The organism is Rhodoblastus sphagnicola (assembly GCF_002937075.1).
GTDB lineage: Bacteria > Pseudomonadota > Alphaproteobacteria > Rhizobiales > Beijerinckiaceae > Rhodoblastus > Rhodoblastus sphagnicola.
The window spans coordinates 58156-84721 of the sequence record NZ_NHSJ01000100.1 but is presented as its reverse complement, the minus strand read 5'-3'; the positions used below and the strand labels follow the sequence as shown (position 1 = coordinate 84721).

Annotated in this window: 25 protein-coding genes; 8 read left to right on the top strand and 17 right to left on the bottom strand. The window is 65.5% G+C overall.

Going from position 1 to position 26566, the window contains the following annotated elements; genetic code table 11:
• Positions 1 to 10 precede the first annotated feature (10 nt).
• The 4 genes from CCR94_RS16725 to CCR94_RS16710 are packed head-to-tail and all read right to left on the bottom strand — an operon-like array spanning position 11 to position 6736.
• Positions 11 to 2125, bottom strand: a complete 2115-nt coding sequence (locus CCR94_RS16725) for a hypothetical protein (RefSeq protein ID WP_104508984.1) — start codon at positions 2123 to 2125, stop codon at positions 11 to 13.
• Positions 2122 to 4833 carry a DUF4159 domain-containing protein gene (locus CCR94_RS16720; RefSeq protein WP_104508983.1) on the bottom strand — a complete coding sequence of 904 codons (2712 nt, stop codon included), beginning with the start codon at positions 4831 to 4833 and terminating at the stop codon, positions 2122 to 2124. The genes CCR94_RS16725 and CCR94_RS16720 overlap by 4 nt, the downstream gene beginning before the upstream one ends.
• On the bottom strand, positions 4830 to 5738 hold the full coding sequence (locus CCR94_RS16715; RefSeq protein WP_104508982.1) for a DUF58 domain-containing protein: 909 nt from the start codon (positions 5736 to 5738) through the stop codon (positions 4830 to 4832). Before CCR94_RS16715 ends, CCR94_RS16720 begins: the two co-directional genes overlap by 4 nt.
• Positions 5738 to 6736, bottom strand: a complete 999-nt coding sequence (locus CCR94_RS16710) for an AAA family ATPase (protein WP_104508981.1) — start codon at positions 6734 to 6736, stop codon at positions 5738 to 5740. Before CCR94_RS16710 ends, CCR94_RS16715 begins: the two co-directional genes overlap by 1 nt.
• A 131-nt stretch (positions 6737 to 6867) precedes the next feature.
• On the opposite strand from CCR94_RS16710, the gene CCR94_RS16705 reads away from it, so the two are divergent.
• From CCR94_RS16705 to CCR94_RS16670, 8 genes are all read left to right on the top strand, one after another.
• The gene (locus CCR94_RS16705) at positions 6868 to 7431 is read left to right on the top strand and encodes a DUF1285 domain-containing protein (RefSeq protein WP_104508980.1); all 564 of its coding nucleotides are present in this window, start codon (positions 6868 to 6870) and stop codon (positions 7429 to 7431) included.
• Positions 7431 to 8069, top strand: coding sequence for a CoA pyrophosphatase (locus tag CCR94_RS16700; protein WP_104508979.1), 639 nt, complete (start codon positions 7431 to 7433; stop codon positions 8067 to 8069). The genes CCR94_RS16705 and CCR94_RS16700 overlap by 1 nt, the downstream gene beginning before the upstream one ends.
• 628 nt (positions 8070 to 8697) lie before the next feature.
• On the top strand, positions 8698 to 11307 hold the full coding sequence (locus tag CCR94_RS16695; protein ID WP_158254802.1) for an autotransporter outer membrane beta-barrel domain-containing protein: 2610 nt from the start codon (positions 8698 to 8700) through the stop codon (positions 11305 to 11307).
• A 605-nt stretch (positions 11308 to 11912) separates the two neighbouring features.
• Complete coding sequence (locus CCR94_RS16690) at positions 11913 to 12401, top strand: hypothetical protein (protein ID WP_104508977.1); 489 nt, start codon at positions 11913 to 11915, stop codon at positions 12399 to 12401.
• Between the two features lie 16 nt (positions 12402 to 12417).
• The gene (locus tag CCR94_RS16685; RefSeq protein WP_104508976.1) at positions 12418 to 12675 is read left to right on the top strand and encodes a DUF6111 family protein; all 258 of its coding nucleotides are present in this window, start codon (positions 12418 to 12420) and stop codon (positions 12673 to 12675) included.
• Between the two features lie 24 nt (positions 12676 to 12699).
• Positions 12700 to 13956, top strand: a complete 1257-nt coding sequence (locus tag CCR94_RS16680; RefSeq protein WP_104508975.1) for a CCA tRNA nucleotidyltransferase — start codon at positions 12700 to 12702, stop codon at positions 13954 to 13956.
• Positions 13957 to 14027: 71 nt separating this feature from the next.
• Positions 14028 to 14285, top strand: a complete 258-nt coding sequence (locus CCR94_RS16675) for a hypothetical protein (RefSeq protein WP_104508974.1) — start codon at positions 14028 to 14030, stop codon at positions 14283 to 14285.
• Between the two features lie 300 nt (positions 14286 to 14585).
• Positions 14586 to 15263, top strand: a complete 678-nt coding sequence (locus CCR94_RS16670; RefSeq protein ID WP_104508973.1) for an outer membrane protein — start codon at positions 14586 to 14588, stop codon at positions 15261 to 15263.
• A gap of 161 nt (positions 15264 to 15424) precedes the next feature.
• Here CCR94_RS16670 and CCR94_RS16665 read toward each other — a convergent pair whose 3' ends face one another.
• The 13 genes from CCR94_RS16665 to CCR94_RS16600 all read right to left on the bottom strand — a co-directional run bounded on the left by CCR94_RS16665 (position 15425) and on the right by CCR94_RS16600 (position 26566).
• On the bottom strand, positions 15425 to 16027 hold the full coding sequence (locus CCR94_RS16665; protein ID WP_104508972.1) for a glutathione S-transferase family protein: 603 nt from the start codon (positions 16025 to 16027) through the stop codon (positions 15425 to 15427).
• Positions 16028 to 16132: 105 nt separating this feature from the next.
• On the bottom strand, positions 16133 to 16345 hold the full coding sequence (locus CCR94_RS16660) for a cold-shock protein (protein WP_104508971.1): 213 nt from the start codon (positions 16343 to 16345) through the stop codon (positions 16133 to 16135).
• 230 nt (positions 16346 to 16575) lie between these two features.
• A complete protein-coding gene (locus CCR94_RS16655; protein ID WP_104508970.1) occupies positions 16576 to 17409 on the bottom strand; it encodes a 23S rRNA (adenine(2030)-N(6))-methyltransferase RlmJ in 834 nt (277 codons plus the stop codon).
• Positions 17406 to 18119 carry a ribonuclease T2 family protein gene (locus CCR94_RS16650; protein ID WP_104508969.1) on the bottom strand — a complete coding sequence of 238 codons (714 nt, stop codon included), beginning with the start codon at positions 18117 to 18119 and terminating at the stop codon, positions 17406 to 17408. Before CCR94_RS16650 ends, CCR94_RS16655 begins: the two co-directional genes overlap by 4 nt.
• A 1-nt stretch (position 18120) precedes the next feature.
• Positions 18121 to 18567 carry a hypothetical protein gene (locus CCR94_RS16645; RefSeq protein WP_104508968.1) on the bottom strand — a complete coding sequence of 149 codons (447 nt, stop codon included), beginning with the start codon at positions 18565 to 18567 and terminating at the stop codon, positions 18121 to 18123.
• A gap of 73 nt (positions 18568 to 18640) precedes the next feature.
• Positions 18641 to 19477 carry a WecB/TagA/CpsF family glycosyltransferase gene (locus CCR94_RS16640; protein ID WP_244594106.1) on the bottom strand — a complete coding sequence of 279 codons (837 nt, stop codon included), beginning with the start codon at positions 19475 to 19477 and terminating at the stop codon, positions 18641 to 18643.
• Between the two features lie 243 nt (positions 19478 to 19720).
• Complete coding sequence (gene pqqC / locus CCR94_RS16635) at positions 19721 to 20452, bottom strand: pyrroloquinoline-quinone synthase PqqC (RefSeq protein ID WP_104508967.1); 732 nt, start codon at positions 20450 to 20452, stop codon at positions 19721 to 19723.
• Between the two features lie 22 nt (positions 20453 to 20474).
• Complete coding sequence (locus tag CCR94_RS16630) at positions 20475 to 21206, bottom strand: ABC transporter ATP-binding protein (RefSeq protein ID WP_104508966.1); 732 nt, start codon at positions 21204 to 21206, stop codon at positions 20475 to 20477.
• Positions 21196 to 21933, bottom strand: a complete 738-nt coding sequence (locus CCR94_RS16625; protein WP_104508965.1) for an ABC transporter permease — start codon at positions 21931 to 21933, stop codon at positions 21196 to 21198. Before CCR94_RS16625 ends, CCR94_RS16630 begins: the two co-directional genes overlap by 11 nt.
• Positions 21930 to 22895, bottom strand: coding sequence for an ABC transporter substrate-binding protein (locus CCR94_RS16620; protein WP_104508993.1), 966 nt, complete (start codon positions 22893 to 22895; stop codon positions 21930 to 21932). Before CCR94_RS16620 ends, CCR94_RS16625 begins: the two co-directional genes overlap by 4 nt.
• An 11-nt stretch (positions 22896 to 22906) precedes the next feature.
• Positions 22907 to 23581 carry a response regulator gene (locus CCR94_RS16615; RefSeq protein WP_104508964.1) on the bottom strand — a complete coding sequence of 225 codons (675 nt, stop codon included), beginning with the start codon at positions 23579 to 23581 and terminating at the stop codon, positions 22907 to 22909.
• Positions 23582 to 23741: 160 nt separating this feature from the next.
• On the bottom strand, positions 23742 to 25508 hold the full coding sequence (locus CCR94_RS16610) for a PQQ-dependent methanol/ethanol family dehydrogenase (RefSeq protein ID WP_104508963.1): 1767 nt from the start codon (positions 25506 to 25508) through the stop codon (positions 23742 to 23744).
• Between the two features lie 212 nt (positions 25509 to 25720).
• Entirely contained in the window at positions 25721 to 26566 is an 846-nt protein-coding gene (locus CCR94_RS16600) for a substrate-binding periplasmic protein (RefSeq protein WP_146090057.1), read from the bottom strand.

Below are 26566 nucleotides of genomic sequence, written 5' to 3'. Positions count from 1 at the left end.
AGGGCGAGTTTTAGCGCCGCCGAACGCGCCAGGCTCGACCTTTCCAACCCCGGCCTTCCCAGGCCCGGCCTTCCCGCGCCCAAGCGCCGATCACGAGGCCGAGCAGGACCAGCAGGCCGGACACCCCAACGGCGAGCGGGGTGAGCGACAAGCCGCGCGCGACGCTCGCGCCGGTGCGGCGAATCGCCATAAAATCCGCGCCGGCATAGGAGGGGCTGTCGCTCAAGCTCACGAGACGGGGGAGTTTGACCGCGTCGGTTCCGGCCGCGCCGATGCGCCACACCGCGCCGCCGGTCGCTTCCGCCAGCGGGCGGAGTTTTTCCGTCGTCGAGACCAGTTCGCGATATTCCAGCGGATTTTGCGGCCCGACCGGGACCAAAGCGGTCAATTCGCCCTGGCTCAGCCGGTACAGGCCCAGTTCCGCCTGTGCGACGCGGCCCCTGAACAGGCCGGGGCCGGCCGGCTCCAGCGTGAGTTCGCTCTCCTGGCCCGAGGGCGCGGTGACATGGACCGGCCCAGCCCGCGCGGCCAGCGTCTGCCGCTCGACCACGAGATCGGCCCCGGCGACTTTTCCCCGTAAAACCTCCTCGTCGAGGTCCGGCTCCTTCATCAGCCAATGCGCCATGCGCCGCATCAGCTCCTCATAGGGGCCGCCGCCCTGAAACCCGCGCGCCCACAGCCACAATTGATCGCTGAGCAGCAGCGCCACCCTGCCCTTGCCCTCGCGCGACAACACCAGCAAGGGCGCATCGCCCGCCCCGTTCAACACGGCGGCGCCGCGCAAAACCTCGGACTGTTCCTGACGGAACCATTCGCTCCAGCCCGGCGGCTTTTGCGCCGAACCGGGCAGGTCGCGCGTGACGGGATGGCGGGCGCCGATCTCCGACAGGGTGGGACGGAACGGCGTCTCGAAAACTTCGCCGGTGGGCCGCGCCGGGATCAGCCGGCCGATCGGCGTGTAAAACAACCCGTCGCCGCGCGAAAAATTGGGGCCGGCGACGATGGCGAAGGCGCCGCCGCGCCGCACATAATTGACGATATTGTCGAAATAGACCGGCGGCAGCAGGCCCATGTTGGAATAGCGGTCGAACAGGATCAGGTCGAATTCGTTGATTTTCTGGCCGAACAGCTCGGCGGTCGGGAAGGCGATCAGCGCGAGTTCGCGCACCGGCGTCCCGTCGATCTTTTCCGGGGGCCGCAAAATCGTGAAATGCACCAGATCGACATTGGCGTCGGCTTTCAACAGGTTGCGCCAGGCGCGCTCGCCCGGATTGGGTTCGCCCGACACCAGCAAGACCTTTAAATGATCGCGCACCCCCTCGACCGAAGCCAAAGCCCGGTTGTTGATTTCGCTGAGTTCGCCGGGCATGGCCTCGGCTTCGAACTCAATGACATTGGCGCCGCCATGTTCGAGTTTGACCGGGATTTTCACGGCCCGGCCCGGCCGCGCCAGCACGCGCGTCGCCAGCGCGCCGTCGCGCTTGACCGTCACCTCCACCGCCTCGCCCGGCCCGTTGCTTTCCTCGACTTTGACGGTGAAGACGACCTCCTTGCCGATCAGCCCGTAGCGCGGCGCCTCGACCAGCTCAATGCGGCGGTCGCGCTCGCCTTGGTGGCCGGTCACCAGCACATGAACAGGCGCTTTTATGCGCGGCGTCGCCGGTATGTCGTGGACGACGCCGTCGGTGACCATGAACACGCCGGCCAGACGTTCCGCCGGCAGATCGGCGAGGCCGTTGTCCACGGCTGCGAACAGGCGGGTGCCCTCCCCGTCCGGCGCGTCGCCCGCCTCGATCGTCTTGATATCGACGCCGCCGAGGTTTTCCAGCGCCGCCTGCAAGGTTTTGCGCGCGTTTTCGGTTTGCGCCGCGCGGTTTTCGAATTTTTGCGAGCCGGTGCGATCCACCACCACCGCGACCACATCGCGCAGGGGTTCGCGCGTCTCCTCGACCAGCGACGGGCCGGACAGCGCGGCGAGCAGCGCGGCGAAGGCCAAGCCGCGCCAGAGCGCGCCGCGCCGGCGCCGCCACACCAGCGCGCCGATCAGGGCCACAGCCGCCACCGCCAGCAAAGCGAGCGCCCAAGGCGGAACCAGCGGCGCGAACGACAGGCCGTACTGGCTCATTGCCCCAGCCTTTCCAGCAGTTCCGGCACATGGACCTGATCGGCCTTGTAATTGCCGGTCAGCGTGTACATCACGATGTTGACGCCGCCACGCAGCGCCAGTTCATGGCTCCGGATCGCATCCCCGCCTGACGGATAGAGCGCCTCGCCCCATTGATCGCTGGCCCAGCCCGCCGCGAGGTCGGTCGAGGCGATAATGACCGGCGAAACCCCATCGCCGGCGCGCGCGGGCGCCTTTTCGCCCTCATTGTCGGGCGGCAGCGCCTCGATATAGACCGGGCCGTTTTCGACACGCCCGGCAAAACCTTCCAGAAGGTAGAAGGTGCGGAAGATCACGTGGTTCCTCGGCGCCGGCGCGAGCGGGGGCGGATCGAGTTTTTGCAGAAACAGTTTGAGCCAGTCCTGCGCCGGCGTGGTCTCGCCGCCTTCAAACTGTTGGGCGGCGTCGCGGGTGTCGAACAGCAGCAGGCCGCCCTGTTTCATGTAAGCGGCGATCTTTTGCGCGACCTGCGCGCTCGGCTGCGGCGCGTCCGGCGACACCGGCCAGTAGAGCATCGGATAAAAGGCGAGTTCGTCGCGCGCGGGATCGACGGCGCGCGGCGCGCCGGGATTGAACGAGGTGCGCTGCGACACGGTTTCCGACAGGGATTTCAACCCTAGCGCGCTGATGCGGTCGGCATGGCTGTCGCCGGTGACGACATAGGCCAGCGAAGGCGTCAGCGCCGGCTGGTAGGACTTTGCCTCTTGCGCGCGGGCGGGCGGCGGCGCGAGCAGGACCAGCAACGCCAGCGCGACCGGCGCCGCCTGCCGGCGCCAGGAGTCTCCCAACCAGAACGCGGCGAAGGCGTCGGCCAGGGCGAGCAGCGCCGCCAGCAGCAGCAGCGGCCCGCGCAGATCGATTTTTTCACGCGCGGCGCCGAGGTTTTGCGCGTTAAAGCCGAGACCGGACAAATCGAGCGGCTTGAACGCCTGATCCGCAAAGGCATTTAGCGCGCGCGGCGCTTCAGCCGCGCCGTAATAGCCGGGCGGATGCTCGGCGTCCGGCGTCGTTTCCCCCTTGGCCGGCAGCGCGCGCGCTTCCGTCGCCGGAGGGCCGAGCGTTCCGAACCCGTCGAGATTTTTCAGCACGGGCAGCAGGCCCTCCCCCTGCGCGGAAGATACGGGACCAACCGCGCCGGCGCGGGCGAGGATTTTTTTCAGCATGTCCACGAACAGCCCGGACAGCGGCAGGTTCGACCATGAGTTTTCGGCGGCGATATGGAACAGGATCAGCGCGCCGGCGCCGCGCGCCTCCGCCGTCACCAGCGGCGTGCCGTCGGCGAGGCGCGCCCAGGTTTTTTGCGGCAGGCCCGGCTCGGGTTCGGCCAGGATCTGTCTGGACACATTGGCGTCGGCGGGAGGAGTGAGGCCGGCGAAGGGGCCGCCCTCGTCGAAAGGCGCAAGCGTTTTCGGCCGCTCCCACGACAGGGCGCCGCCGAGCGTGCGTCCGCCGCGCCGCAGTTTGACCGGCAGCAGGTCGTCCGGGGCGGCGGCGAGATGCGGGCCGGCGAAACGCACGACGGTTCCGCCGGCATCCAGAAATTTCTTCAGCTTTTCGCGCGCATCCGGCGCCAGCACCATATCAGCGAGGATGAGCACGTCGGCGCCCTCGCCAATGAGACGGCCGATCGGATCGGGCTCGCCGGGCTTTTCCTCGCGCAGATCGGCATGGGGGAGCAGCGCCTTGCGCAGGTAATACAGCGGCGACAGCAGCGGCTGGTCGGGTTTGGCGCCGCCGACGAGGCCGACACGGCGGCGCCGCGCGCCGGAATCGAGCAGGAACACGCCGCCAGCCGACGCCTCGCCCAACAGCGCGAGGCGGGCGACATCGTTGCGCAATTGCAGCGGCAGCGTGAGCCGCGCGATCGCGTGGTTGTCCGCGCCGAACGTGAAGGCGGAATCGCCCAGGGGCGCGCCATGCGCGTCAAAGGCGCGCACGACACCCTCTGGCGCGCCATTTTGCGCGCGTAAAACATCGACTTCGAGCGCATCGGAGCCGTTGCGCGCGCCGGTCAGGGCGCGCGGCGGCCTGTCGCCGGTCAGCAGCGCCGCGCCCGGCGCCAGCGCGGAAATTTTTTCCGCGAAGGCGCGTCCGTCCGCGTCCTGCTGGCCGTCGCTCAGCCAGACCAGATCGCCGCCATGTTCGCGCAGGAAGGTTTCAATCGCCGGCAGGGACGGCGCGCGCGGCGGCAGGTAGGGACGCGGCGTCAGGGCGCGCAGGCGGGCGAGCGCGGCGCCGGGGTCTTCGAGGCTGATGAATGGCTTTTCGGCGAGGCCGAGCACGGCGGCGGGGCGGTTTTCCCGCGCCGCCGCTTCCAGAAGACGGGTCGCCGCCGCCTGCCGCGCGGAAAAATCCGGCGCCGCCGTCCAGAAATTGTCGATCAGCAGCAGCAGCGGCCCCCTGCCCCCGGCCGCGCCGGGCGGGTTCAGCGTCGGGCCAGCCATGGCCAGCACGATCAGCGCCGCCAGCGCCATGCGCAGCAGCAGCAGCCATAACGGCGTGCGCGCGGGGGTGGCGTCGTCGCGGCGCTCGCCGAGAATCAGTTTGAGCGGCGGAAAGGCGATTTGTTTCGGCGGCGGCGGCGTCACCCGCAGCAGGAAATAGAGGGCCGGGGCGCCGGCGAGGGCCAGCAGAATCCACGGCGAGGAAAAGGCGAGCAGAAGGTTCATCTGCCCTCCCCCAAGCCCTGGCGCAGACGCAACAGGGCTTCGGTCGCCGGGCGGTCGGTGGCGTGCAAGGCAAAGGTGAAGCCGCGGGCGCGGGCCGAATCCGCCAACGCCGCGCGATGCGCCGCCAGCTTTTGCGCGTAAAGCTCGGAAAAATCCTCGGCGCGGCCGGCGCGCAGTTTGGCGCCGGATTCGTCAAAAAATTCGGTCTGGCCGGCGAAGGGAAAGCTTTGTTCGACCGGGTCGAACACCATCAGCGCGCAACCGCGCGCGCCCTGCGCCGACAGCCGCGCCAGCGTCGCGTCGAATTTTTCCGGTTCGACCAGGAAATCGCCGATGAGGGCCACTTTTTCGCGCGGGCGCAGCCGGGCGACCGGGGGGAGATCGGGGAAGGCGTCGCCGTCGCGGCGCGCCTCGGCCAGAAGGGCGAGGGCGAGGCGCTCGATCACGTCGGCGGAGGAAAACAGCGGCGTCACGCCCAGCCAGCCCGCGCGCTCGCCGCCGCGCACGCAGGCGTCGGCCAGGGCCAGCGCCAGCACCAGCGCGCGATCCGCCTTGGTGTTTTCCGCCAGCGTCGAGCGAAAGTTCATCGAGGGCGACAGGTCGGCCCAGACCCACAGAACCTGCGCCGCCTCCCATTCGCGCTCGCGCACATAGAGGCGGTCGTCGCGGCCGGAGCGGCGCCAATCGACGTTTTGCGCCGCCTCGCCGGAGATGAACGGGCGGAACTGCCAGAAATTCTCGCCCATGCCGGCGCGGCGGCGCCCATGCAGGCCGGCGGCGACCGAAGCGGCGGCGTGGCGCGCCGACAGGGTCAGGCCGGGCAAGCGCCGCGCCAGATCCACCGCCGCGCGGCTTTTGGCGGCGTCGGGGCGGATGTCTTGTTGCGGCTGGAAACCTGCCGCCATCAGGCGAATCTTTGCAGCAGGCGGTCAATCGCGGCGGAAACCGTGTCGCCATCGGCGCGGGCGGCGTAGTTCAGGGCCATGCGGTGTTTCAGCACGGGGGCGGCCAGCGCGAGGACGTCGGCCTTGCTGGGGGCGAGCCGTCCGCGCAACAGGGCGCGCGCGCGGGTCGCCAGCATCAACGCCTGTGAGGCGCGCGGCCCCGGCCCCCAGGAAATGTTCTTGGTCAGCTCCTCCGGCCCCTCGCCGGGACGGGCGGCGCGGACGATGTCCAGAATGCAATCGACCACGGATTCGCCGACCGGCATCAGCCGCACCAGATCCTGAATCTCCATGAGATCGTCGGCGTCGAGAACCGCGCGCGGTTCTTTCCGCGCGGCGCCGGTGGTTTCGATCAGGATGCGCTTTTCGGCGGCGCGGTCGGGGTAATCCACGTCGATCTGCAACAGGAAGCGGTCGAGTTGCGCCTCGGGCAGCGGGTAGGTTCCCTCCTGCTCCAGCGGGTTTTGCGTCGCCAGCACGTGGAACGGGCGCGGCAGGTCGAAGCGCGCGCCGGCTATGCTGACGTGATATTCCTGCATGGCCTGCAACAGGGCGGATTGGGTGCGCGGGCTGGCGCGGTTGATCTCGTCGGCCATCAGCAATTGCGCGAAAATCGGCCCCTTGATGAAGCGGAAGGCGCGCTTGCCGCCGGCCCCCTCCTCCAAAACTTCGGAGCCGAGAATGTCTGATGGCATCAGGTCCGGCGTGAACTGGACACGGGCGGCGTCGAGGCCCAAGACTTTTCCCAGCGTATCGACCAGCCGGGTTTTGGCGAGGCCGGGGGCGCCGACGAACAGGGCGTGGCCGCCGGAGAGGATGGCGGCGAGCGCCTCCTCCACCACCTCGTCCTGGCCGAAAATCTGCTCGGCGACGGCCGCGCGGGCTTGGCTAAGCTTTTCCAGCGCATCCCGCGCCTTCTGCTCCATCTGGCTGGCGCTGAGGCCGGCGGGGTAATTCATGCGGAACGTTTCCTGGAGGCTGAGGGCGCCTGATTGTCGCGACCGAACCAACAATATAGGTTCGCAAGGCTTTGCAAGGAAGCGCTTTGCACAGAAGTCTCGGCAAGGAAGTTTTGGGAGCGGTTTCGGATATGGATCCCCTGCGCGGTCTCAGCCAGGCTCTGGCCCCCGAGCGCGGCCCGGCGCCGGTGCATCTGTGGAATCCCCCGTTTTGCGGCGACATCGACATGCGCATCGCCCGCGACGGGACCTGGTTCTACGGGGGGACGCCGATCGGGCGGCCGTCGCTGGTCAAACTGTTTTCCTCCATCCTGCGCAAGGACCCCGAGCGCTACGTGCTGGTCACGCCGGTCGAAATGGTCGGGATCACCGTGGAGGACGCGCCCTTTCTCGGCGTGGAGTTTTCGCGCGAAGGCGAGGGCGAGGCCCAGGTGCTGAAGTTGCGCACCAATGTGGACGAGTGGGTGGAGATTTCCGCAACAAACCCGCTGCGCTTCGAGCCGGGCGAAAGCGAAGGCCTGAAACCCTATGTGTTGGTGCGCGACGACCTCTGGGCCTTGGTCAAGCGCGCCCTGTTCTACGATCTCGCGGAATGGGGGCGCGCGGAAAAAATCGGCGGCGAGGATGTTTTTGGGGTGTGGTCGGCGGGAACCTTCTTTCCCATGGCGCCGATGCGCGATCTCCAGGATACCTGATGTTCTCGCCCCACGATTTTTTCGCCCGCGCCCGCGCCAAGCTGGCGAACAGTTGGCCGGAAACGGCCTTCGACCTCGGCGCGCGCCCTGAAAACGGCGACCACCGGCTCAACCATCCGCTGACGGCGGAAGAAGCCCGCGCCCCCACGCGTCCCGCCGCCGTGCTGGCCCCTGTCGTTCTGCGCGGCGACAACGCCTTCCTGCTGCTCACCCGCCGCGCCGCGACGCTGCGCGACCATTCCGGCCAGATCGCCTTTCCCGGCGGCAAGATTGAGAGCGGCGAATCGCCTGTTGCCGCCGCCCTGCGCGAGGCGGAGGAGGAAATCGGCCTCGCGCGCGAAAAAGTCGAGATTTTGGGCTGTCTCGATCCCTACCAGACCTCGACCGGCTTTCGCGTCTTCCCGGTGCTCGGCCTGACCCGGCCGCCGCTCGACCTCGCGCCCGATGGCGCCGAAGTGGATGATGTGTTCGAGACGCCGCTGGATTTTTTGATGAACCCGGCCAATCACCAGCTTCACGCCAGACTGTGGCAGGGCCAGGAGCGCCAGTTCTTCGCCATGCCCTGGGAGGACCGCTATATCTGGGGCGCGACGGCGGGGATGATCCGCAATTTGTATGAACGACTTTATGCGGTCTAGGCGGATGCCGGCGAGGCTGATGGCTTGAATTGGGTCGAAGCCGTCCTTCCCGGCATCGCCCGCCGACGCCTCGTGTCGACCCGATTGAGACCTTCGCTCGCCGCCGGCAACGGCCCGTGAGCTTTCGGAAGCGGCCAATTGAAAAATGGCAGGGCGCCTGGTTCGCCGCTGTGCTTTGTGTGACACACATTGTCTTATTGTGCCTCAGGTTGCAAAAGGTTGCAGGCGGCAAGATGCGCCCCTGATTAGGCGCGCCAGAGCTAAATTATTGTTTTTACACGAAACTTATCGGGAGCAATGCTTGCCCTTGACCGGCTTGCCGTCCATTCTGGAAATGGACAACCACAGATTGCTGCTATTATCTGTTTTCTGATTAACCGTGTTGATTCCCAGCCCTGACGGAAGTCGAGAAGTCAAGGTGGGAGCTTCGCCGCTGGCTGAAGTCGGCAGAGATGCTCTCGGTTTCTTTATCTGCGATTGCCACAGGCGCTCGCGCGCCGTTCGCCGCGCGAAACACAACCTGTGAGGGAAGCCGCTTGTCGCCCAGCCGGATCAACCCGGCATGGCGGCGAGTGAACAAATGTCTCCCCGGCGCCAGGTTTTTGGCGTCAGCACGCGAGGTCTTCAAGTGGCTAATGTTTCGACTCCTGGATACAGATCCGAAACCCGCCGGGCCAATCGGCCGGTCGCGCTCGCCCTCGCCAGCGGGTTCGCCGTGGCTGCGGCGCCGAATGCGGCTTGGGCGGTGAACTACCAGTTCGACTTCGTGGACACGACGACAAGCCAGGTGGGCCTCCTGACCATTACGGCGCCCGGCATTGGCCAGACTGCGTCAGCCGTTACAGGAACATTTGGCGGTACAACGATCACCGGCCTCTCGGGGTACGGATACGCGGACAACAGGCTGAGCGCGAATTCGCCATACGCTTCTTTTGCAGGTTTTTCATTCGTAATTACCGGGGGCGAGACTTTCAACCTTTTCAACAATAGCAATGTGCTCAATGTGATCGATAGCGTCTCCAATCCAGGTGGAACGGGCACCACCGGCGCCCATATTGTCACGGTCACTTCGTTCGCCGCTTTGCCGCCGCCGGCGCCTATCACGACTTCCGGCAACGCCAGCAATCTGGGCAACTCCGTCAGCCCGGTGTTCCAGGGCGGCACGCTGGTCATGGACCAAAGTGGCGCCACTCACACCTACGCCCAGAATTTCACCCTGGACACTTCCGGCGCCAACACGATCGACCAGCACGGCAATACGTCCATTTTCTCGGGCAATCTCACCAATGCGACGACGGGCGGCGGGATCATCATCGCCAATGCGGGTTCGGGCGGCTCGGTGACCTTCTCCGGCCAGAACACCTATACCGGCGCCACGACCGTGAACTCCGGCGCGACGCTGATGCTGTCGGGCGCGGGCGCCATAGCCGACTCGTCGCGACTGGTCGCCAATGGCGTGTTCGACATTTCCGGCGTCGCCTCGGGCGCGAGCGTGACCACGCTGGCGGGCGGCGGCTCTGTCGTCCTGGGCAATCGCACCCTCACCCTGACCAACGCCAACGACACTTTCGCCGGATCGATCACCGGCTCGGGCGGGTTGATCATCGCGAACGGCTCCGAGACGCTTACGGGCGCCAGCACTTTCGCCAGCACCATCATCAACAGCGGCGGCGCGCTGATCGTGAACGGCTCGATCACCGATCCGACCGTGAATTCCGGCGGCACGCTTTCCGGCGTCGGCTCGGTCGGCGCGACCAATGTCAACGCGGGCGGCACGCTCGCGCCGGGGTCCGGCGTGGCCGGAACCTCGCTGACCGTGAACGGGGATCTCGTTTTCCAGGCCGGGGCGATCTATCAGGCGCAGGTCAATCCTTCGACGGCCTCGTTCACGACCGTCAACGGCGCCGCGACGCTCGGCGGCGCGACGGTCAGCGCGATTTTCGCCAATGGGAGCTACATCAGCAAGGTCTATACGATCCTCACCGCCAGTGGCGGCGTGTCCGGCGCCTTCGCGTCGACGGTCGTCAACACCAACCTGCCCACGAATTTTTCCACGACGCTCAGCTATGATGCTGATAACGCCTACCTTAACCTGAATTTGAACTTCGCGACGCCCGCCGCCACGACGCTCAACACCAACCAGCGCAATGTGGCGAATGCGCTGACCAATTACTTCAACACCACCGGCAGCATCCCCCTCGCCTTCGGCGCGATGTCGGCGGCGCAATTGACCGTCATCGACGGCGAGGCCGCGACCGGGGCCGAGCGCGGCGCCATCAACGTGATGAACCGGTTCCTCGGGCTGATGGTGGATCCGTTTGTGGACGGTCGCAATCCCGCCGCGTTTGGCGCGGCGGCGGCGTCGACGCCGCGCACGGCGGTGGCCGCGTCCACGCAGAACTGGAGCGCCTGGGGCGCGGGATTTGGCGGCCTCAACCGGGCGAACGGCGACGCCGCGCAGGGGTCCAGCTCCATCACCGTCCGGGATTACGGTTATGCGGCGGGCCTCGACTATCGCCTCGCGCCCGACACGGTGGTCGGCCTGGCTTTCGCCGGCGGCGGCCTCAACTGGGGCTTGGGGCAGGGTCTCGGCTCCGGCTCGGGAACCACATTCCAGGCCGGCGTCTACGGCGCGACGCGCTTCAACGCGGTTTACGTCTCCGCCGACTTCGCCTTCGCCAACCATTGGCTGAAGACAGCCCGCAGCGCGCTTGGCGATCAACTCACCGCGCAGTTCGAGGCGCAAGACTTCGGCGGCCGGATCGAAGCGGGCTATCGCTTCAACTTGCCGACGGCGGAAGCCGCGATCGCCCTGACGCCCTACGCCGCCGCGCAAATGCAAAAATACAGCGCGCCGAGCTATGGCGAAGCCGATCCCACGGCCGGGGGCTTCGGCTTGAACTACAGCGCCACCAACGCAACCAACGCCCGGAGCGAGCTTGGCGGCCGCTTCGATGCGCCGACGCGCCTGGGCGGCATGCCGTTCACGCTGCGCGGGCGTGTCGCCTGGGCGCACGATACGATCGGCGCTCCGGCGCTCAACGCGACGCTCCAGGCCTTGCCCGGCGCCAGTTTCACCGCTTACGGCGCGCCCCTTCCCCGAAATTCGGCGCTGACCAGCGTCGGCGCCGAATTGCGGGTCGCCCAGGGCTGGTTGTTGTCGGCGAAGTTCGACGGGGAGTTCGCCAAGGGCGCCCAGAGCTATGCCGGCTCGGCGGCGATTCGCTACGTTTGGTGACGCCGACCGTCCGTCCGCCCGCGTCTTTCGGCGGGGCGCCATGATGGCTGCTTGACGATCCTCGGCCGGCGACATCCGTCGAGGCCGCTGCGTTTCGGCCGGAAAATCCGCAAATCTCGCCGCGCGCGGCGCCACGCGATTGATTGCGAAGGAGCGGGCTTCCATTTCAAGCAGCCGTTCGAGAAATTTTCGGTTTCCGCCCCAGTTTTCCCTTGCTGGCGATTTAGGCGGGCGCCCGAGGTTTCTTCTGGACGCATGCGGTTGATGGAGGAAAACGCGCGCCAAATCTCGCGCCCTGATTGCAGAACGTTTGTTCAAAACCGCAACAAGCGGTTTGATTCGGTGAGATTTGGCGCAAATTCGCGCGAAAATCGTTTGATTCCGGCTCACACACGCGGCCGGTTGCGTACGAAATCGGCTGCGGCGCGCGGTGGACGGGAGGACGATTTGTCTTTCACATTCCGATAGTTGTGGGATTGTACGCCATTAGCGTGTTTCACATGAAACAAAACATGAACAAGATGTTGTGTTTCTCGCCTTTTCACTCTTGAATGCGACATGACCAAATGTTCGCCCGAGGGCGCTCAACAGGGGAGAAAGGCGCCATGGCGATTTCGAGACTAACCCTCGCCGCCGCTCTGCTCGTGGCCGGCGCCGCGTTGGCGGAAAGCTGGCGCAGCTACCACAACGACCGTTTCGGCGTCACCGCCGCCTATCCCGCCGGCTGGAAAATGGGACCGGAGCCGACAAACAATGACGGGCGCGTGTTTTCGTCGCCCGACGGAACGGCGCAAGTCACGATTTCCGGCATGTTCGCGGTGGATTCGCGCCAAGAGGAAATGGCCAGCCGCTCCGAACCGCTCGAAGGCGAAACGGTCACGTATTCCACCAGGGGCGACAACTGGATCGTGGTGTCGGGAACCCGCAACGGCCGCGTTTTTTACCGCAAAGCCCTGCTGTCCTGCGGCGACCGGGTGTGGAACGACCTCGACATCGACTATCCCGAGCAGGACAAGGCGAAATTCGACGCAATCGTCGGCCATATGGCGGCGTCGCTGCGCCCCGGCGCCGGTTATGATATCACCTGCAAGTGAAAACGAGGTTGAGGCGATGTCGCGCGCGCTGTTGGAGTCGATCGGCCTGTTTCTCGCGCCCTTCGTGTTATACGCCGCCGTGCTGATTTTTCGCGCGCGCCATCCGCTGGTCGCCGCCTCGTGGTCGCGCGGCGCCCTGTCCTGGCTGACGCTCGCCGGGCTGGCGCTGGCCATGGCCGGGCTCGTCGCCCTTGCCCTGCTTGGCCCCGAACAGGGCGCCTATACGCCCGCGCATGTCGAGAACGGCCGCCTGCTGCCCGGTCATTTCCAATGAGCCATTGCCAATGAGCCCTAGCCGATGAGCGACGCCGAAAAACTTGGCCAGCTGTTCACGCGTCCCGGCGTGCGCCGCATCTTCGCCGCGCTCGACCGCGAGGGCGAGGAACTGCGCATCGTCGGCGGCGCCGTGCGCAACGCCCTGCTCGACGAGCCCATCGGCGACATCGACCTCGCCTCGACCGCGCTTCCCGAAGTCAATGCGCGGCGCGCGCAAAAGGCCGGGCTGAAAGTCGCGCCCACAGGGATCGAGCACGGCACCATCACAATCGTCGTGGAGGGAACCCCTTTCGAGGTCACCACCCTGCGCGAAGATGTCGAAACCGACGGGCGCCGGGCGAAAGTGCGCTTCGGCCGCGATTTCGCCATGGACGCGGCGCGCCGCGACTTCACCCTCAACGCGCTGTCGCTCGACTGGCGCGGCCAGTTGCATGACCCCGTCGGCGGGCGCGCCGATCTGGAGGCCCGGCGCGTGCGCTTCATCGGCGCGCCCCGCTTGCGCATCGCCGAGGATTTTTTGCGCATCCTCCGGTTCTTCCGCTTTTCCGCCTGCTACGGCGCGGGTCTGGACGCCGAGGGTTTCGACGCCTGCATCGCCCTGCGCGGCGGTCTTGAAACCCTTTCGCGCGAGCGACTCGGCGCGGAGACGCTCAAACTGCTCGCCGCGCCGCGCGCGGGTTTTGTGGCCGAGCGCGTGGCGCAAGCGGGCCTGTTCGCCTATCTCGGTTGCGCCCCCTGGCCGGCGCGGCTGAAAAACCTGCGCCCGCTCGGACAACGCGGCGACGGCCTGTTGAGCCTCTCGGCGCTGGCGCTGCACAGCACGGGCGACGTCGAAATCCTGAGCCGGGGGTTGCGGCTGTCCAATGCCCAAAAACAGCGTCTCGCCGGCGCGGCCCGGGTCGCCGCCTTCTGGCATGGCGCGGCCGCCGCGCCCTCCGCCGCCTCCCTGCGCGAGGCCCTGTTCCATTTCGGGCCGGAGGCCGCGCGCGACGGCCTTGAATTGATTCGCGCCGAAGCCGGCGCGTCCCCCAGCGAATCGAGCTTCACGCAGGCGCGGGCTTTTTTGCGCGACACGCCGCCGCCACGCCCGCCGTTTCGCGCCTCGGACATTTGCGCACGCGGCGTGCCAAAGGGGCCGGCGCTCGGCGCGGCGCTCAAAACCTTGCAAGCGCTCTGGATTCGCGCGGGTTTTCCCAGCGACCCGCAAAGGGTGACGCAATTGATCGAACAGGCCTGCTTAGAGAAAGAAGATTCCGGCTGGACGCGAAACGAGCGTTAGCGCAGGATGCGTCGCAAAAGGAACGTATCCGGCTGCTAGGCGGTTGCGCGCGGTGCGGAAAGTATAGAACCATGGCGATCAGCAACAAACATCCCGGTGAATTGGCCGAACGCTTGGCGCGGCGCCTGACGCGCCCCGGCGAGCGCAGGCCCGCCGACGGCTGGCGTCGCGAATCCTTCACCCTGCCGCGCGAAAAAGCACGAGAAAAGGCCCGCGAGTTCTTCGACGATTTTCCGAAGGCGGCTTACATGACCGAAATCGAGAGCTGGCGCGAACTCTCCGACGGCCAGATCGAATTCACCATGCGCAGGTTGCCCAGCGCGGATTGAGCGTCCTGTGGAGGCGCGCCTTCATTAGGGCAGTCTCACATGAATTATCAAAATAACAATTCATTAACCAGGATATTCATTCTATTGTTCGCACACATGATCAAACTCTCCAACAGGAACTAGACAAATTAACTCATATAACTTTACTTAATACATTCTTGCCTAGACAACACATTTTAACCTACATTCTGAACACATTCACTAATCTTCATTCACCATTTATTTTTACGTCCCAACAACCTTTACGGTTCTAAATCGCTTCAGGCTGGCCGTGCGCGGCTGGAAACTGGAGTGCGTGTTATGAAAAAGGTCCTGATCGCCGCCGCAGTTGGGGCGATGGCTTTCGCCTCACTGGCGCAGGCCGCCGATCTGCCCTATCGCAAGGAAGCACCCGCCCCTTACGATTATGCCCCGACCTTTACTTGGACGGGCGCCTATCTCGGCGTGAACGCTGGCCTCGCCTTCGGCTCGTTTGATGGCGGAAAGCGCTATTTCGGCGGTAGCCCACTCGGCGGTCTCTACGGCTTCACCGGCGGCTACAATTACCAGCAGGGCAAGCTGGTGGTCGGCGGCGAGGGCGATTTCGCCTTCGGTCACGTCGCGGACGCCGCATCGCCTTCCCTCAACAACGGGGCCGCCACCGGATCCTCCACCGGCGTGGTGGAGAATTTCTTCACCGTGCGCGCCCGCGTCGGCTACGCCATGGACCGCGTGCTGTTGTACGGAACCGGCGGCTATGCCGGTTCCGAGGTGCGCGGCGCGCTGTCCGGGGGCGGCTTCGGCTACGACCAGACGCGCGTCGCCAATGGCTGGACGCTGGGTGTGGGCATGGAATACGCCATCACCCCGCATTTCTCCGCCAAGGCCGAGTATCTCTACGCCTCGATGGGTGACAACACCTATTTCAGCAGCCCGAACAGTATCTCCAACGGCGTCAACCTCAACCTCGTGCGCGCCGGCGTGAACTACCACTTCTGAGAACAAGCCGCGCGGCCTTGCGCGCGGCTAACGACAACAACATCTCCCGATTCCTTCGCCCGGCCTTGCGCCGGGCTTTTTCGTCGGTTCTTGCGCCAGTTCGGATCCGAACCGAAGCCCCGTGTCAGGGAAGACCGGATTCCGTTATTCGGGAACAAGCGTCAGGCGGGCGCGGTGATGGCGAAAGCCGGAACGCGTTGCGCGAAAGTTACGAGCCAATCGACCAGATGCGGATGGGTCGCGCGCCATGCGCCGGAAAAGCGCAGGTCGAGATAACCCAGCGCACAGGCGAGCGCGATCTGGCCGATATCGGGCGTTCCTTCCAGAACCGGCGGCGACTGCTCCAGTTGCGCCAAGGCGCGTTCGATCTTGCCGCCCTGATGCGACAGCCATTTGGCGCTGCGCTCCGACGGCTCACGGAACCGGGTTTCGTAAATGGTGAGCACGGCGGCGTCGGTCAGGCCATCAGCCAGGGATTCGAGCACGAGGGCGCGAAACCGCGCTTTTGGGTCGCGCGGAATGATCAAACCACCGCCGGCGCGTTCGTCGAGCCAGGCAGCGATGACCGCGCTGTCGTAAATGTATTCTCCCTCGTCGGTCTCCAGCATCGGGATCTTGCCGAGTGGATTCTTCTCGCGGATCGGGTCGGCCGGATCAAGCGTATCGGTCGGGACGAGGGCGATTTCTCCGCCGAGTTTGAGCACGGAGGCGGCGATGCGGACCTTCCGCGAAAAGGGCGAAGGCGGGGCATGATAAAGCTTCATCGGCGACCTCCAGCCGCGCGGCGCGCGGGACCGGACCAGTCAAACCGATTCTCCGCGCGCCGGCAAGCTGACGCAGCTTTACTTGTTCCGACTGGCGCCGTTCGCCTATTCGAGATGGAGGTTGACCGCTTTCGGCCCCTTGCCCTTCTTGTCAGGCTCGATCTCGAAGGTGAGCTTCTGGCCCTCGTTCAGCGAGGCGAGGCCTGCCTGTTCAACGGCCGTGATGTGGACGAAAATATCCTTGCCGCCATCGGTCGGCTTGATGAAGCCGTAGCCTTTTTCCGCATTAAAAAACTTGATCACGCCCTGTTGAATCATGACGCATTTCCTCCGGTCCTGCGCCGATCGGGGGGGCGGTCGATATTGCCATTCCTGCAATCCCTGAGCCACCCGGCCCTACCGGCCGATTGGCGGATCGTCTTGCTTATGACAGGCTTCTTGTTTGCAAGACCGCGCAGCGGATTTTACCGTCAACGCCCCCCAACTCTCGTCAAGTTGCGGCATATCGACGCAAATGGCAAGAGCCGCGCGTGCATTCCAAAGTATCATTATCGTGAGGAAGGCTTGGCCGCGCCCAAACGTTCAAGCCAGAACCGAGCCGTATCATCCTGCGCGAGGATGCGCGTCAGATCCGGAAGCAGAACCGACGCCTCCTCCTCGAGGACAAAGGGGGGATTGACGACGATCAAGCCCGTTCGCCCCAGCCCCTTGCCGGGCGCCGCCACTCGCATGTCGATTCGCAACGACTCGGCCAAGGCGCCAACCTCCCGGCAGAATGCGTCGGCGATGTCCGGCTCCTTCACCGGCTGCCAGATCATGAAGATCCCGCCGGGCCATTTCTTCAACGCGCCAGCGAGCGAATCATAGGCGCGCTCGTAGTCGTCGCGCCGCTCGAACGGCGGATCGATCAGTACGAGGCCGCGCCGCTCGGGCGGCGGAACGAAGGCATTGAGACCCTGGTAGCCGTCGATCTCGATCACCTTGACCCTGTTGTCCCGACCCACGACGCGGCGCAGGTCGGCCGCCGCCTGCGGCAGCAGTTCGCAGCACAAAGCCTTGTCTTGCGGGCGCAAAAGGCTTTGCGCGATTTTCGGCGAGCCGGGATAGAGATTTCCCGCGCCCACGCTGTCGAGATAGGGTGCGAGCAGTTCGGTCGCCGCAGGCGAAAGCGTCGCGGCGCGCAGGCGCTCGATTCCAGCGCGCGCCTCGCCCGAGCGCAGGGCTTCCGGGCCTTCGAGATCGTAAAGCCCGGCGCCGGAATGGGTGTCGATATAGCGGAACGCCTTGTCCTTGCGGCGCAGATAGAGCAGCGCGCGCACCAGCAGCGCGTGTTTCAGCACATCGGCGAAATTGCCGGCGTGAAATTCGTGGCGGTAGTTCATCTGCCGGCCGGAACGCTCATGCTCTGGCTGCGACACCCGCGCCGGACCACTTCGGGACAGGCGACGAAATCGCGCAAATCCTTGGACAGGCAGATGCGCGCCTCCTGCAAGGCCCCGCGCTGACAGGTGACCGCCATCATGCCCGGCCGCAGGCGCGGATTGGCGGCGAAAAAGACGCGCTGCACATCGAGCGGCGATAAAACAAGGTTTTCGCGCGGCGCCTTTAGCTCGGGGGGGATGGCCACCGCCTCGCGCGCGGTCCGAACATCGGCGAAATAGCCCGCCGGACTTTTGCCGGAACAGGCGCCGTGGGCGCGCCATTCGTGCCGGGCGAGACCGTCATCGGGGAAAAGATCGCCCAGGCCGGACGCCACGCTGTTGGGCAAAAATCCATCGCCGTCGCAGGGCGGCGCCAAGCCCCGTTGATATTGCGGCCACAGGCCATGAACGACAAAGCCCGGATTGGCGCCGGGCGCACACTGATGGCGCGACCTGCCCACATCGTTGGCGCAAAACGATGGCGACCAAGACAGCGCCAGCAGGTAATAGTCGAAATCGCCCGATGGCGTGGTCCCGCGCGGGCGGGCTCTTGCGTCACCGTCGGAATTTGCCGGAGCGGCGCGCTGGTCGGCGCAATGGTCGAGAATGCAGTCGCTGGCGGCGAGCGCCGGCGTCGCGGCGAGCAGCGCCGCCGCGACGAAAACCTTCATTTCAGCGCACCGCGCCCGAACAATGCGGCGGGAAGGCCAGCGCCCTGTCCTCGCCGACGGCGCAGAACTCGACGCCGGGACCGAAGCCGACGAAGCCGCCGCGTTCGATGATGTTGTATTTCACCTCGCGGGGCCGCCCGTCGTTGAACAGGGCCTTGACCTCGCAATAGCGGCGCGGAATGAAATCGGCGCCATGCTTGCGATAGCCCAGTTCTCCGGCCTGTTCGAAGGCGACGATGGAGAGGTCGTTCTCGCCGAACCAGAATTGCTTGGCGTCGAACTGGCTCTTGATGGCGCCGAGTATGCCGTAATCGTCGCAGGACGGCAGGTCGCCGTCATAGCCGATGGTGCGATCCTCGGCCGGCGAAATCGGTCGCGCGCAAGCGGCCCCGCCGATGGAGACAAGAAAGAAACAAGCCGCAGCAAGGGCGGGACGCGAAAAGAGCATGGGAATCCCCGTTTGCCGATCGGGGGTGACGATGCGCGAAACCGCCGCGCAGCGTCAAGGTTTTTCTGTGCTTCTATTCCGCCGGCGAAATCCCGGCGCGATGGACGCCGCGCGACGCCGTCGCGGCAAACAGGCGCTGCTCGATCACGATCCGCGCCAGCAGCAGCGCGCATTGGGCATAGCGACCCGCCAGCCGACGCGGATTCGAAGCCGCGCGCCACAACCATTCGAGCCCGAGGCGCCGCAGCGCCCGCGGCGCCCGCGTCTGCGCGCCGACGATGAAATCCACCGCCGCGCCGACGCCGATGAAGCCGACGCCCGCGTGGATCTGGGCGAGACGGTCGGCGAACAATTCCTGTTTCGGCGCGCCGAGGCAGAGGAAGACCAGTTTGGCGCCGCTGGCGACAATGCGGGCGCCGCCTTCGGCCGCTTCATCGCTGTAAGGGTCGAAACCGAAGGCCGGGCTTTCCACAAAGGCGATCCGCAATTCCGGAAATTCCTTGCGCAGCCGCGCGGTCGCGCCGCCGAGAACCTGTTCGGTCGATCCGAAGAAGGCGACGGGCAGGCCCTCGCGTTCGGCCATGGCGCAGAGCGGGCGCAACAGATCGGCGCCGGTGGTGCGGCTCAAGGCCGGCGCCTGACGGCGGCCGAGCGCGACGACCGGCGCGCCATCTGCGCTGACCAGGGTGGCCCGCGCGTAAGCCTCTCGGAAGGCGCGATGGGCGCGGCGCTTGACGAGATGATCGAGATTCAGGGTCGCGAAGGTGAAGCCGAGGCCGGACAACAGCCGCGTGCGCACAGCCGCCACCGCCTGGTCGGGATTGAAAATGTTGATGAACTGGCCATCGACCTCGGCGATGTCCGATTTTTGATCGAAATCGGCATAAAGCGTATCGGCGACCGTCCACATCGGCAATTTCCCCTGCTGAAGCGACGGAGGGAAGCTCCAGCGTCGCGACTAGGCGTCGCTATTGCTGCAAGGGGCGCCACGAGGGGGATGTGCGTCAGGCAGAGACAGTTCGGCGCCAGAAGGGCGCGACATCGCGCAAGCGGCGGCGCCGTTCTGGGCCAGTGGCGATTGGGGAAACCTAGGATTTATTGAGGAAATTTACGATTTCTTTACCATGCCGCATGCGGGGAAAGCGAGAAATGCTTACGCCGGAACGAACGCCCCCGGCGGAACCATGCCCTGCACATAGGCGATGTGCAGGGCGTCGAGTTGCGCCCACAGCACATTGCACTTGAAGCGCACGGCGTCCACGCACGCCTCCTGCGCCGCGCGGGTGCGGGCGTGATGCTTGATGTAATCGAGCGCAAAATCGGCGTCGCGCGGCGCCTGGGTCAGGCGGCGGCGGAAATAAGCCATCACGTCCTCGCCGATAAAATCGTAATTCTCCAGCATGCCGGCGATGCGCTCGCGGTGAATCTTCGGCGCGAACAGTTCGGTCAGCGACGAGGCCACCGCCACCACCAGCGGCTGTTCGGTCACGAAGCGCACATAGGCTTCCACGGCGAAACGGGTGGCGGGCAGAGCCGCCTTCTTGGAGATCACCATCGCGCGATCCAGGCCCAGGCCGTCGGTCAGGATCAGCCAGCGCTCGATGCCGCCCGGTTCGTCCCCGAGCCCGTCATGGTCGTGGATGCGATGAATCCACTCGCGGCGCAATTCGCGGTCGTCGGTGCGCGCCATCAGCGCGGCGTCCTTGCGCGGCACGGCTTCCTGATAGCAATAGCGGTTGAGCGCCCAGGCCTGCACCTGTCCCCTGTTCAGCTTGCCGCCGTGCAGCATTTGGTGAAACACATGCTTGTCGTGGTAGCGCTCCGCGCCCACGGCGCGAATGGCGGCCTCAAAATCCTCGTGCGTCAGCAGCGCATCGCCGGACATTTCCTTCTCCCTGATTGTTGTTTTAGCTTGACCCAGACTTACCACCGCCCTCTCCCTCCGACGATGGGTAAAAGGGCGCAAGCGTTCTCAACTTTGTAAGATTTTCGTCACGTTGTTCTCGTGGCATGTCGAGTTCGAGCCGTTGCTTGACTTGCGCCGGCGCGCCGCCGAGAAAGATCACCTCGTCGGCAAGCAGCAGCGCATCGTCGAGATCATGCGTTGCGATCAAGACCGTCATGCCCCGCGCCGCAATCCTTTGCGCCAGCAGCGCCCGCAAGCGCCGATGCAAAGCGAGATCGAGCGAGGCGAAAGGTTCATCCAACAGCAGCAGGTCCGGCTCGACCGCGAAAGCCCGCGCCAGCGCCACGCGCCGCGCGAGGCCAAGCGACAATTGCCCGGGAAAATCCCCGCCGCGCCCGTCGAGTTCAAAAGCCGCCAACGAAGCGTCCAGCGCCGCATCGGACAGGCCGGGCGCGGCCAGCCGCAGATTGTCCGCGACGCTGCGCCACGGCAACAGGCGCGGCTCCTGAAACGCCATGCCAATCCGCTTCGCCGGAACGACCACCGATCCGGCGGACAGCTTTTCGATTCCCGCGATCAGCCGCAGCAAGGTGGACTTGCCGCAGCCGGACGGCCCCAGCAGCGCCGCGACCTTGCCCGCGCCGAGCGTCAGTGAAAAGTCGCGAAACACCTCGCGCCCATCGCCATTCACCCGAGCGAAAATCTTGGTGAGCCCAGAGATCTCAATCGCCATGGCGCCGCCACCAATTGGCCGAGCGCTCGGCGGGACGCAGGACGAAAGTTTCCGCCACAACCATCAAGGCGACGAAGGGCAAGGCATAGGCCAGCAGCAGCGGCAGGTCGAACAATTGGAAAGCCATGCCCATCTTGAAGCCGACCCCGTTGGGCCGCCCCAACAGCTCGACCACCAGCACGATCTTCCACACCAGGGCGAGGCCGCCGCGCGCGGCCGCCGCGAAATAGGGCGCGAGTTGCGGCAGCAACACGTCGCGCCAGCGCCGCCACCGCGAGAAGGCAAACACCTCAGCCATTTCATCGAGCGCCGGATCGAGGGCGCGAGCCCCCTCGCGCAACGTCACAACGGCATTGGGAAACTTGTTCAACGCAATGGCGGCCAAGGCGGAAATCTCATTCAACCCGCCCCAGACATAGGCGAGGATGATCACGACCAAAGCTGGCGTGTTGAGCGCGATCACCAACCAAGGGTCAAGCAGCCGATCGAGCGCCGGCTTGCGTCCGAGCGCAAGGCCCAAAGCCGAACCGGCGATCATCGCCAACGTGAAACCCGCCAGCACGCGCATCAGCGTGAGGCCGAGATTGAGCGGCATGTCGCCGCTGCGCCATTCGTCGGCGAAAGTCGCGGCGACTTGCGCCGGCGCCGGAAGGTGATGCGGCCCGAGCGTCATCGCCCCGAATTGCCACGCCAGAAGAAAAAGACCGAGCGAAAACAGCCGGATCATGGCGCTCGGTAGAACAGCGCCTGATCAAGCTCGGTTGCGCCGCCGACGAGTTGCGGGCCGCCGATCTTCGCCAGAACCTTGTAGAGCGCGGCGGCGTCCGCCACCTCGCTGTCGAGCGCATCCGTCGGAACGCCCGCGCGGTAGTAACGCCGAACAATGGCCTGGCCAGCGGCGTCGGGCAGTCCGGTCATGCCGGCGATCTTGGCGAAGGCGGCGTCATCCTCGGCGATCAGCTTTTTCGCCTGCTTCATCATGGTGAAGAACCGCGCCAGCGCTGGCCCCTGCCGCGCGGCGAAAGCCGGCGTAAACACATAGCCGGTCACGATCACCGGGCTTTTCGCGCCAAGGTCTTTTTCGACATCGATCAGATCGACCGCCCGCCCAAACCCTTTGGTTTCGAGTCGCGCGCAAAACGTCCAGAATTCCAGCGCGGCGTCGAGTTCACCCTGCGCGAGCTTTTCCGCCAGCAGCGCCGGCGCGCCATAAACGATATTGGCCTGACTCTTCAGATCGACGCCCTGTTTCAGACCCCAGGCTTGCAGCAGCAGCCAACTCTTGTCGAGCGGCCCGCCGGCGACGCCAAGTTTTTTCCCGACGAGATCGGCGGCGCTCGAAAACTTCGCCGGCTCTTTGGCCATCACCGCGCCCAGCCCGGTCGAATGCGGAAAGAACAGCAACGGCTGGCCGAGTCCGCGCTCGCGCGCCACCCACAGCCAGTCCGACAGGATGATGTCGGCGCCGCCGCCGACCAGCGCGATCTTGCCGGCTTCCGTGGTGGCGAGTTCGGTGGTCTCCAACTCGAGACCGGCGGCCTTGTCGAGACCATAGGCGCGGGCCACCGCCAGCTCCCAGCCGAACGTGCCCGTGGCCTGCGTGGCGAGGCGGATTTTTTCGGCGGCGGAAGCGGGCGCGAGCGACAGCAGGCAAGCGAACAGAAAGGCGAACAGGCGCGAAGCAATCATGGCGTCCTCGCTCAATGGCTGGGTTTGGCGATGTCGAGCGGCAATTGCGCGAAATCCATCTTGCCGACCTCGATCGCCGCCTTGGTGCGGCTGTAAACATTCAGCTTGCGAAGAATCTCGGAAACATGCGCCTTGACCGTGGTTTCGGCGACGCCAAGCTCATAGGCGATCTGCTTGTTCTGCAAGCCGGCGCGGATCATGTCGAGCACGCGCAATTGTTGCGGCGTGAGGTCCTGCAACCGGCGCAGCATGTCGCCGCGCTCAATCTCGGAGGGCTGCGGCTGGCTGATGTCGCGGAAACGCTCCGGCAAATAGATCGAGCCGTTCAAGACTTCATTGATGGAATGGGCGAGTTCGCTTTTCGACGTCGCCTTGGAGACGAAGCCGGCGACGCCCATCGACAGCAGGTCGCGCACCACACGCGGATCCTCGTGGCCCGAAACCACCATGACCGGCAGGTGCGGATAGGCGGCGCGCACACGCACCAGCCCCGACAGGCCGGATGTGCCCGGCAGGAACAGGTCGAACAGGCCGAGATCGATGTCCTTCTCGCGGCTCAAAAGCTCCAGCGCCTCGTCGATGGTGGTCGCCTCGAAAATTTCGCAGCTTGGCCGCTCCATGCGCACGGCGCTCTCCAGCGCCTCGCGGAACAGGGGATGGTCGTCGACAATGAGAATGCGGGTCATCGAGGGCGTTTCCAGTGCAATCTTTTTTGCGCCGTCGCGCTGATGCGCCCGCCGCCTTTTTCCTGACGAGTTTGCTCCGCGCCGCGCCGAGGCGCAAGCCCCGACAAAAGAAGGGCGGCCGTTCGGCCGCCCCTCGTCACGCGTCAGTTCGCGGCGGACTTCAGTTCGCGGCGGATTTGGGCGGCAGCTTGAACACCCAATACGAGCCGCCCTGGTTGATGCCCTTGAAGGTCTTGGCGACTTCGCCGCCCCACAGCGGCACCGCGCCACCCCAGCCGGCGGCGACGCCGATATATTCCTCGCCGTCCTGCTCCCAGGCGACCGGCGGCGCGACAATGCCGGTGCCGACGTTGAACTTCCACAGTTCCTTGCCGGTCTTGGCGTCGAGCGCCTTGAGATAGCCTTCGGGCGTGCCGTAGAACACCAGGCCGCCGGCGGTGGTCATCACGCCGCCCCACAGCGGAGCCTTGTTGTTGACCTGCCAGACGATCTTCATCGACACGGGATCGAAGGCCTTCAGCGCGCCGATATGGTCGTCGAAGATCGCCTTGATGTTGAAGCCCGCGCCGAGATAGGCCGCGCCCTTCTTGTAGACGACCGGCTCGTTGTGGATGTCCATGCCCCATTCGTTCGACGGGATATAGAACAGCTTGGTCTGGTCGGAATAGGCGATCGGCATCTGGTTCTTGCCGCCGAGGAAGGACGGCACCGCGAACACCGTCTTGCCCTGCTTGCCGTCTTCCGACTTGGTGGGGTCGCCCGGGCGCATGTCGTCATTGAAGACCGGGCGGCCGTTCTTGTCGATTTCCTTGGCCCAAGTGATCTTCTCGACGAAGGGCTTGGCGTCGATGAACTTGCCGTTGGTGCGGTCCAGCACGTAGAAGAAGCCGTTGCGGTCGGCGGTGCCGCCGGCCTTGATGGTCTTGCCGTCCTTTTGCAGGTCGAACGACACCACTTCGTTCACGCCGTCATAGTCCCAGCCTTCATGCGGGGTGGTCTGGAAACCCCACTTGATTTCGCCGTTCTCCGGATCGATGGCGAGGCGCGAGGCGGCCCATTTGTTGTCGCCCGGACGCAGCCAGGAATTCCACGGCGCCGGATTGCCGGTTCCAAAGAACACCAGATGGGTTTCGGGGTCGTAGGTGCCGCCGAGCCAGGTCGCGGCGCCGCCGGTCTTGTACATGTCGCCGGCCCAGGTCTCGTTGGCCTTGCCGGTCATGGTGGTGTCCTTGCCCTTGTACTGGCCCACCAGGCCTTCGAGCGTCGGACGCGCCCACACCAGTTCGCCGGTGTTGACGTCGCGCGCCTCGACCCGGCCGACAACGCCGAATTCGCCGCCGGACACGCCGGTGATGATGAGCGCGCCATTGGCCTTGGTCGGCACGATGATCGGCGCGGCGGAGCTCGAATAGCCCGCCTTGAAATCGTCGATGGCCTTGTGCCAGGCCACTTTGCCGGTCTTGTAGTCGAGCGCGATGATCTGCGCGTCGAGTGTGGAGAAATAGACCTTGTCGCCGTAGATCGCCGCGCCGCGGTTGATCACGTCGCAGCAGGGCATGATGCCTTCCGGCAGGCGCGCGTCATATTCCCAGATTTTCTCGCCGGTCTTGGCGTCCATGGCGTAGAGGCGGCTGTAGGAGCCGGTGACGAAGACCATGCCGTCATGCACCAGCGCCTGCGCCTCCTGGCCGCGCTGCTTTTCGCCGCCGAAGGAGAACGACCAGGCCGGAACCAGGTTCTGCACGTTCTTGGTGTTGACCTTGTCGAGAATGCTGAAACGGTGGGCCTGCAGACCCATGCCGTTGGTAAGGACTTCCTTCGGATTCTTGCCGTCATTGAGAATATCGGCATCGGTGACGGGGCCGGCGAGAGCGCCGCCCATGGCCATCCCCAGAATGGAGACGCTGGCGAGAATTGTGCGTTTCATGATTCCCATTCCTCCCAAGAATCGCCCCGCGGTCCGGAGCCATTTTACTGGACGCGGCGGTTTCCGCCGCGTCCTTGTCCAAAAGGCGCGGCGGTCGCCGCGTCTGCGTTCCAACATAGCGCGGCGGTTTTCGGCCCAAGCCCCAGTCCAACATGGCGCGGCGATCATATGCCGCGCCAAGAGTCGCCCGCAAGGCGCCTGACCTTGCGATCTCACCTGTCTTGCGCCGGCTGGCGCCATTCGACGCCATAGGACGCGAAAATCGCCTTCAACGCGCCGGAAGTGGCAAGCGCCGTCATCTGGCGGTCGATCTCGTCGCCGAGATCGACGGAATCCGCCTTCACCGCTCCACCGATCGCAATGGTCTTCGCCAGCTTGTGCGGGGGATGGATGATGGCCGCCGGTCGCGATGACGCATGGGCGAGATGCTCGACCAGCGCAGACTCGCCATAGAAGGCCGCGACCTCGCCCTTGTCGTAGGCCTGCGCCGCTTTGTCCTCACCGCGCACATGCACGACATTGTTGATGAGCTTGTGGTCGCGCGCCGACAGCAGGATGATGTCCGCGAGCGTGCCAAGATCGACAGCGACCTTCTCCTGCTCGAACAGCGAGAAATCTTGCGCCCGCTCGGCCTTGGCGGGATCGACCGCCATGGCGTAGCCTTCCGTTTGGTAAGCGCTGGTCAGCTTGATCTTGTCGTTGGCTTCTTCGACGCGCGGATCGTTGGGCACGTGCAGCATCACGTCTCCCGGCGCTTCGCCGAGAATGGAGCCGCGCCAGACGCCGTTGCGGAGATCGTCGTTGAGATTGTCGTCGGGGCGCAGCACGAGGTAATCCGCCTTGCATCCGAGCGCCTTGGCCAAGGCCGCTCCGATCTCGACATCGATGCCCTTCAGGCGTCCGCCTTCCTGCCAGGACCACGGACGATAGTCGCGGTAAACCGTGATCCGCAGGACGCCGCCGGACTTGACCACGTCGAGCGGACGCGCCCGCGCCACTTCAGCAGCCAGCGCGCCGCCCAGCGCGGACAGAACGAGGATGGCGCGAAACGCGCGCAT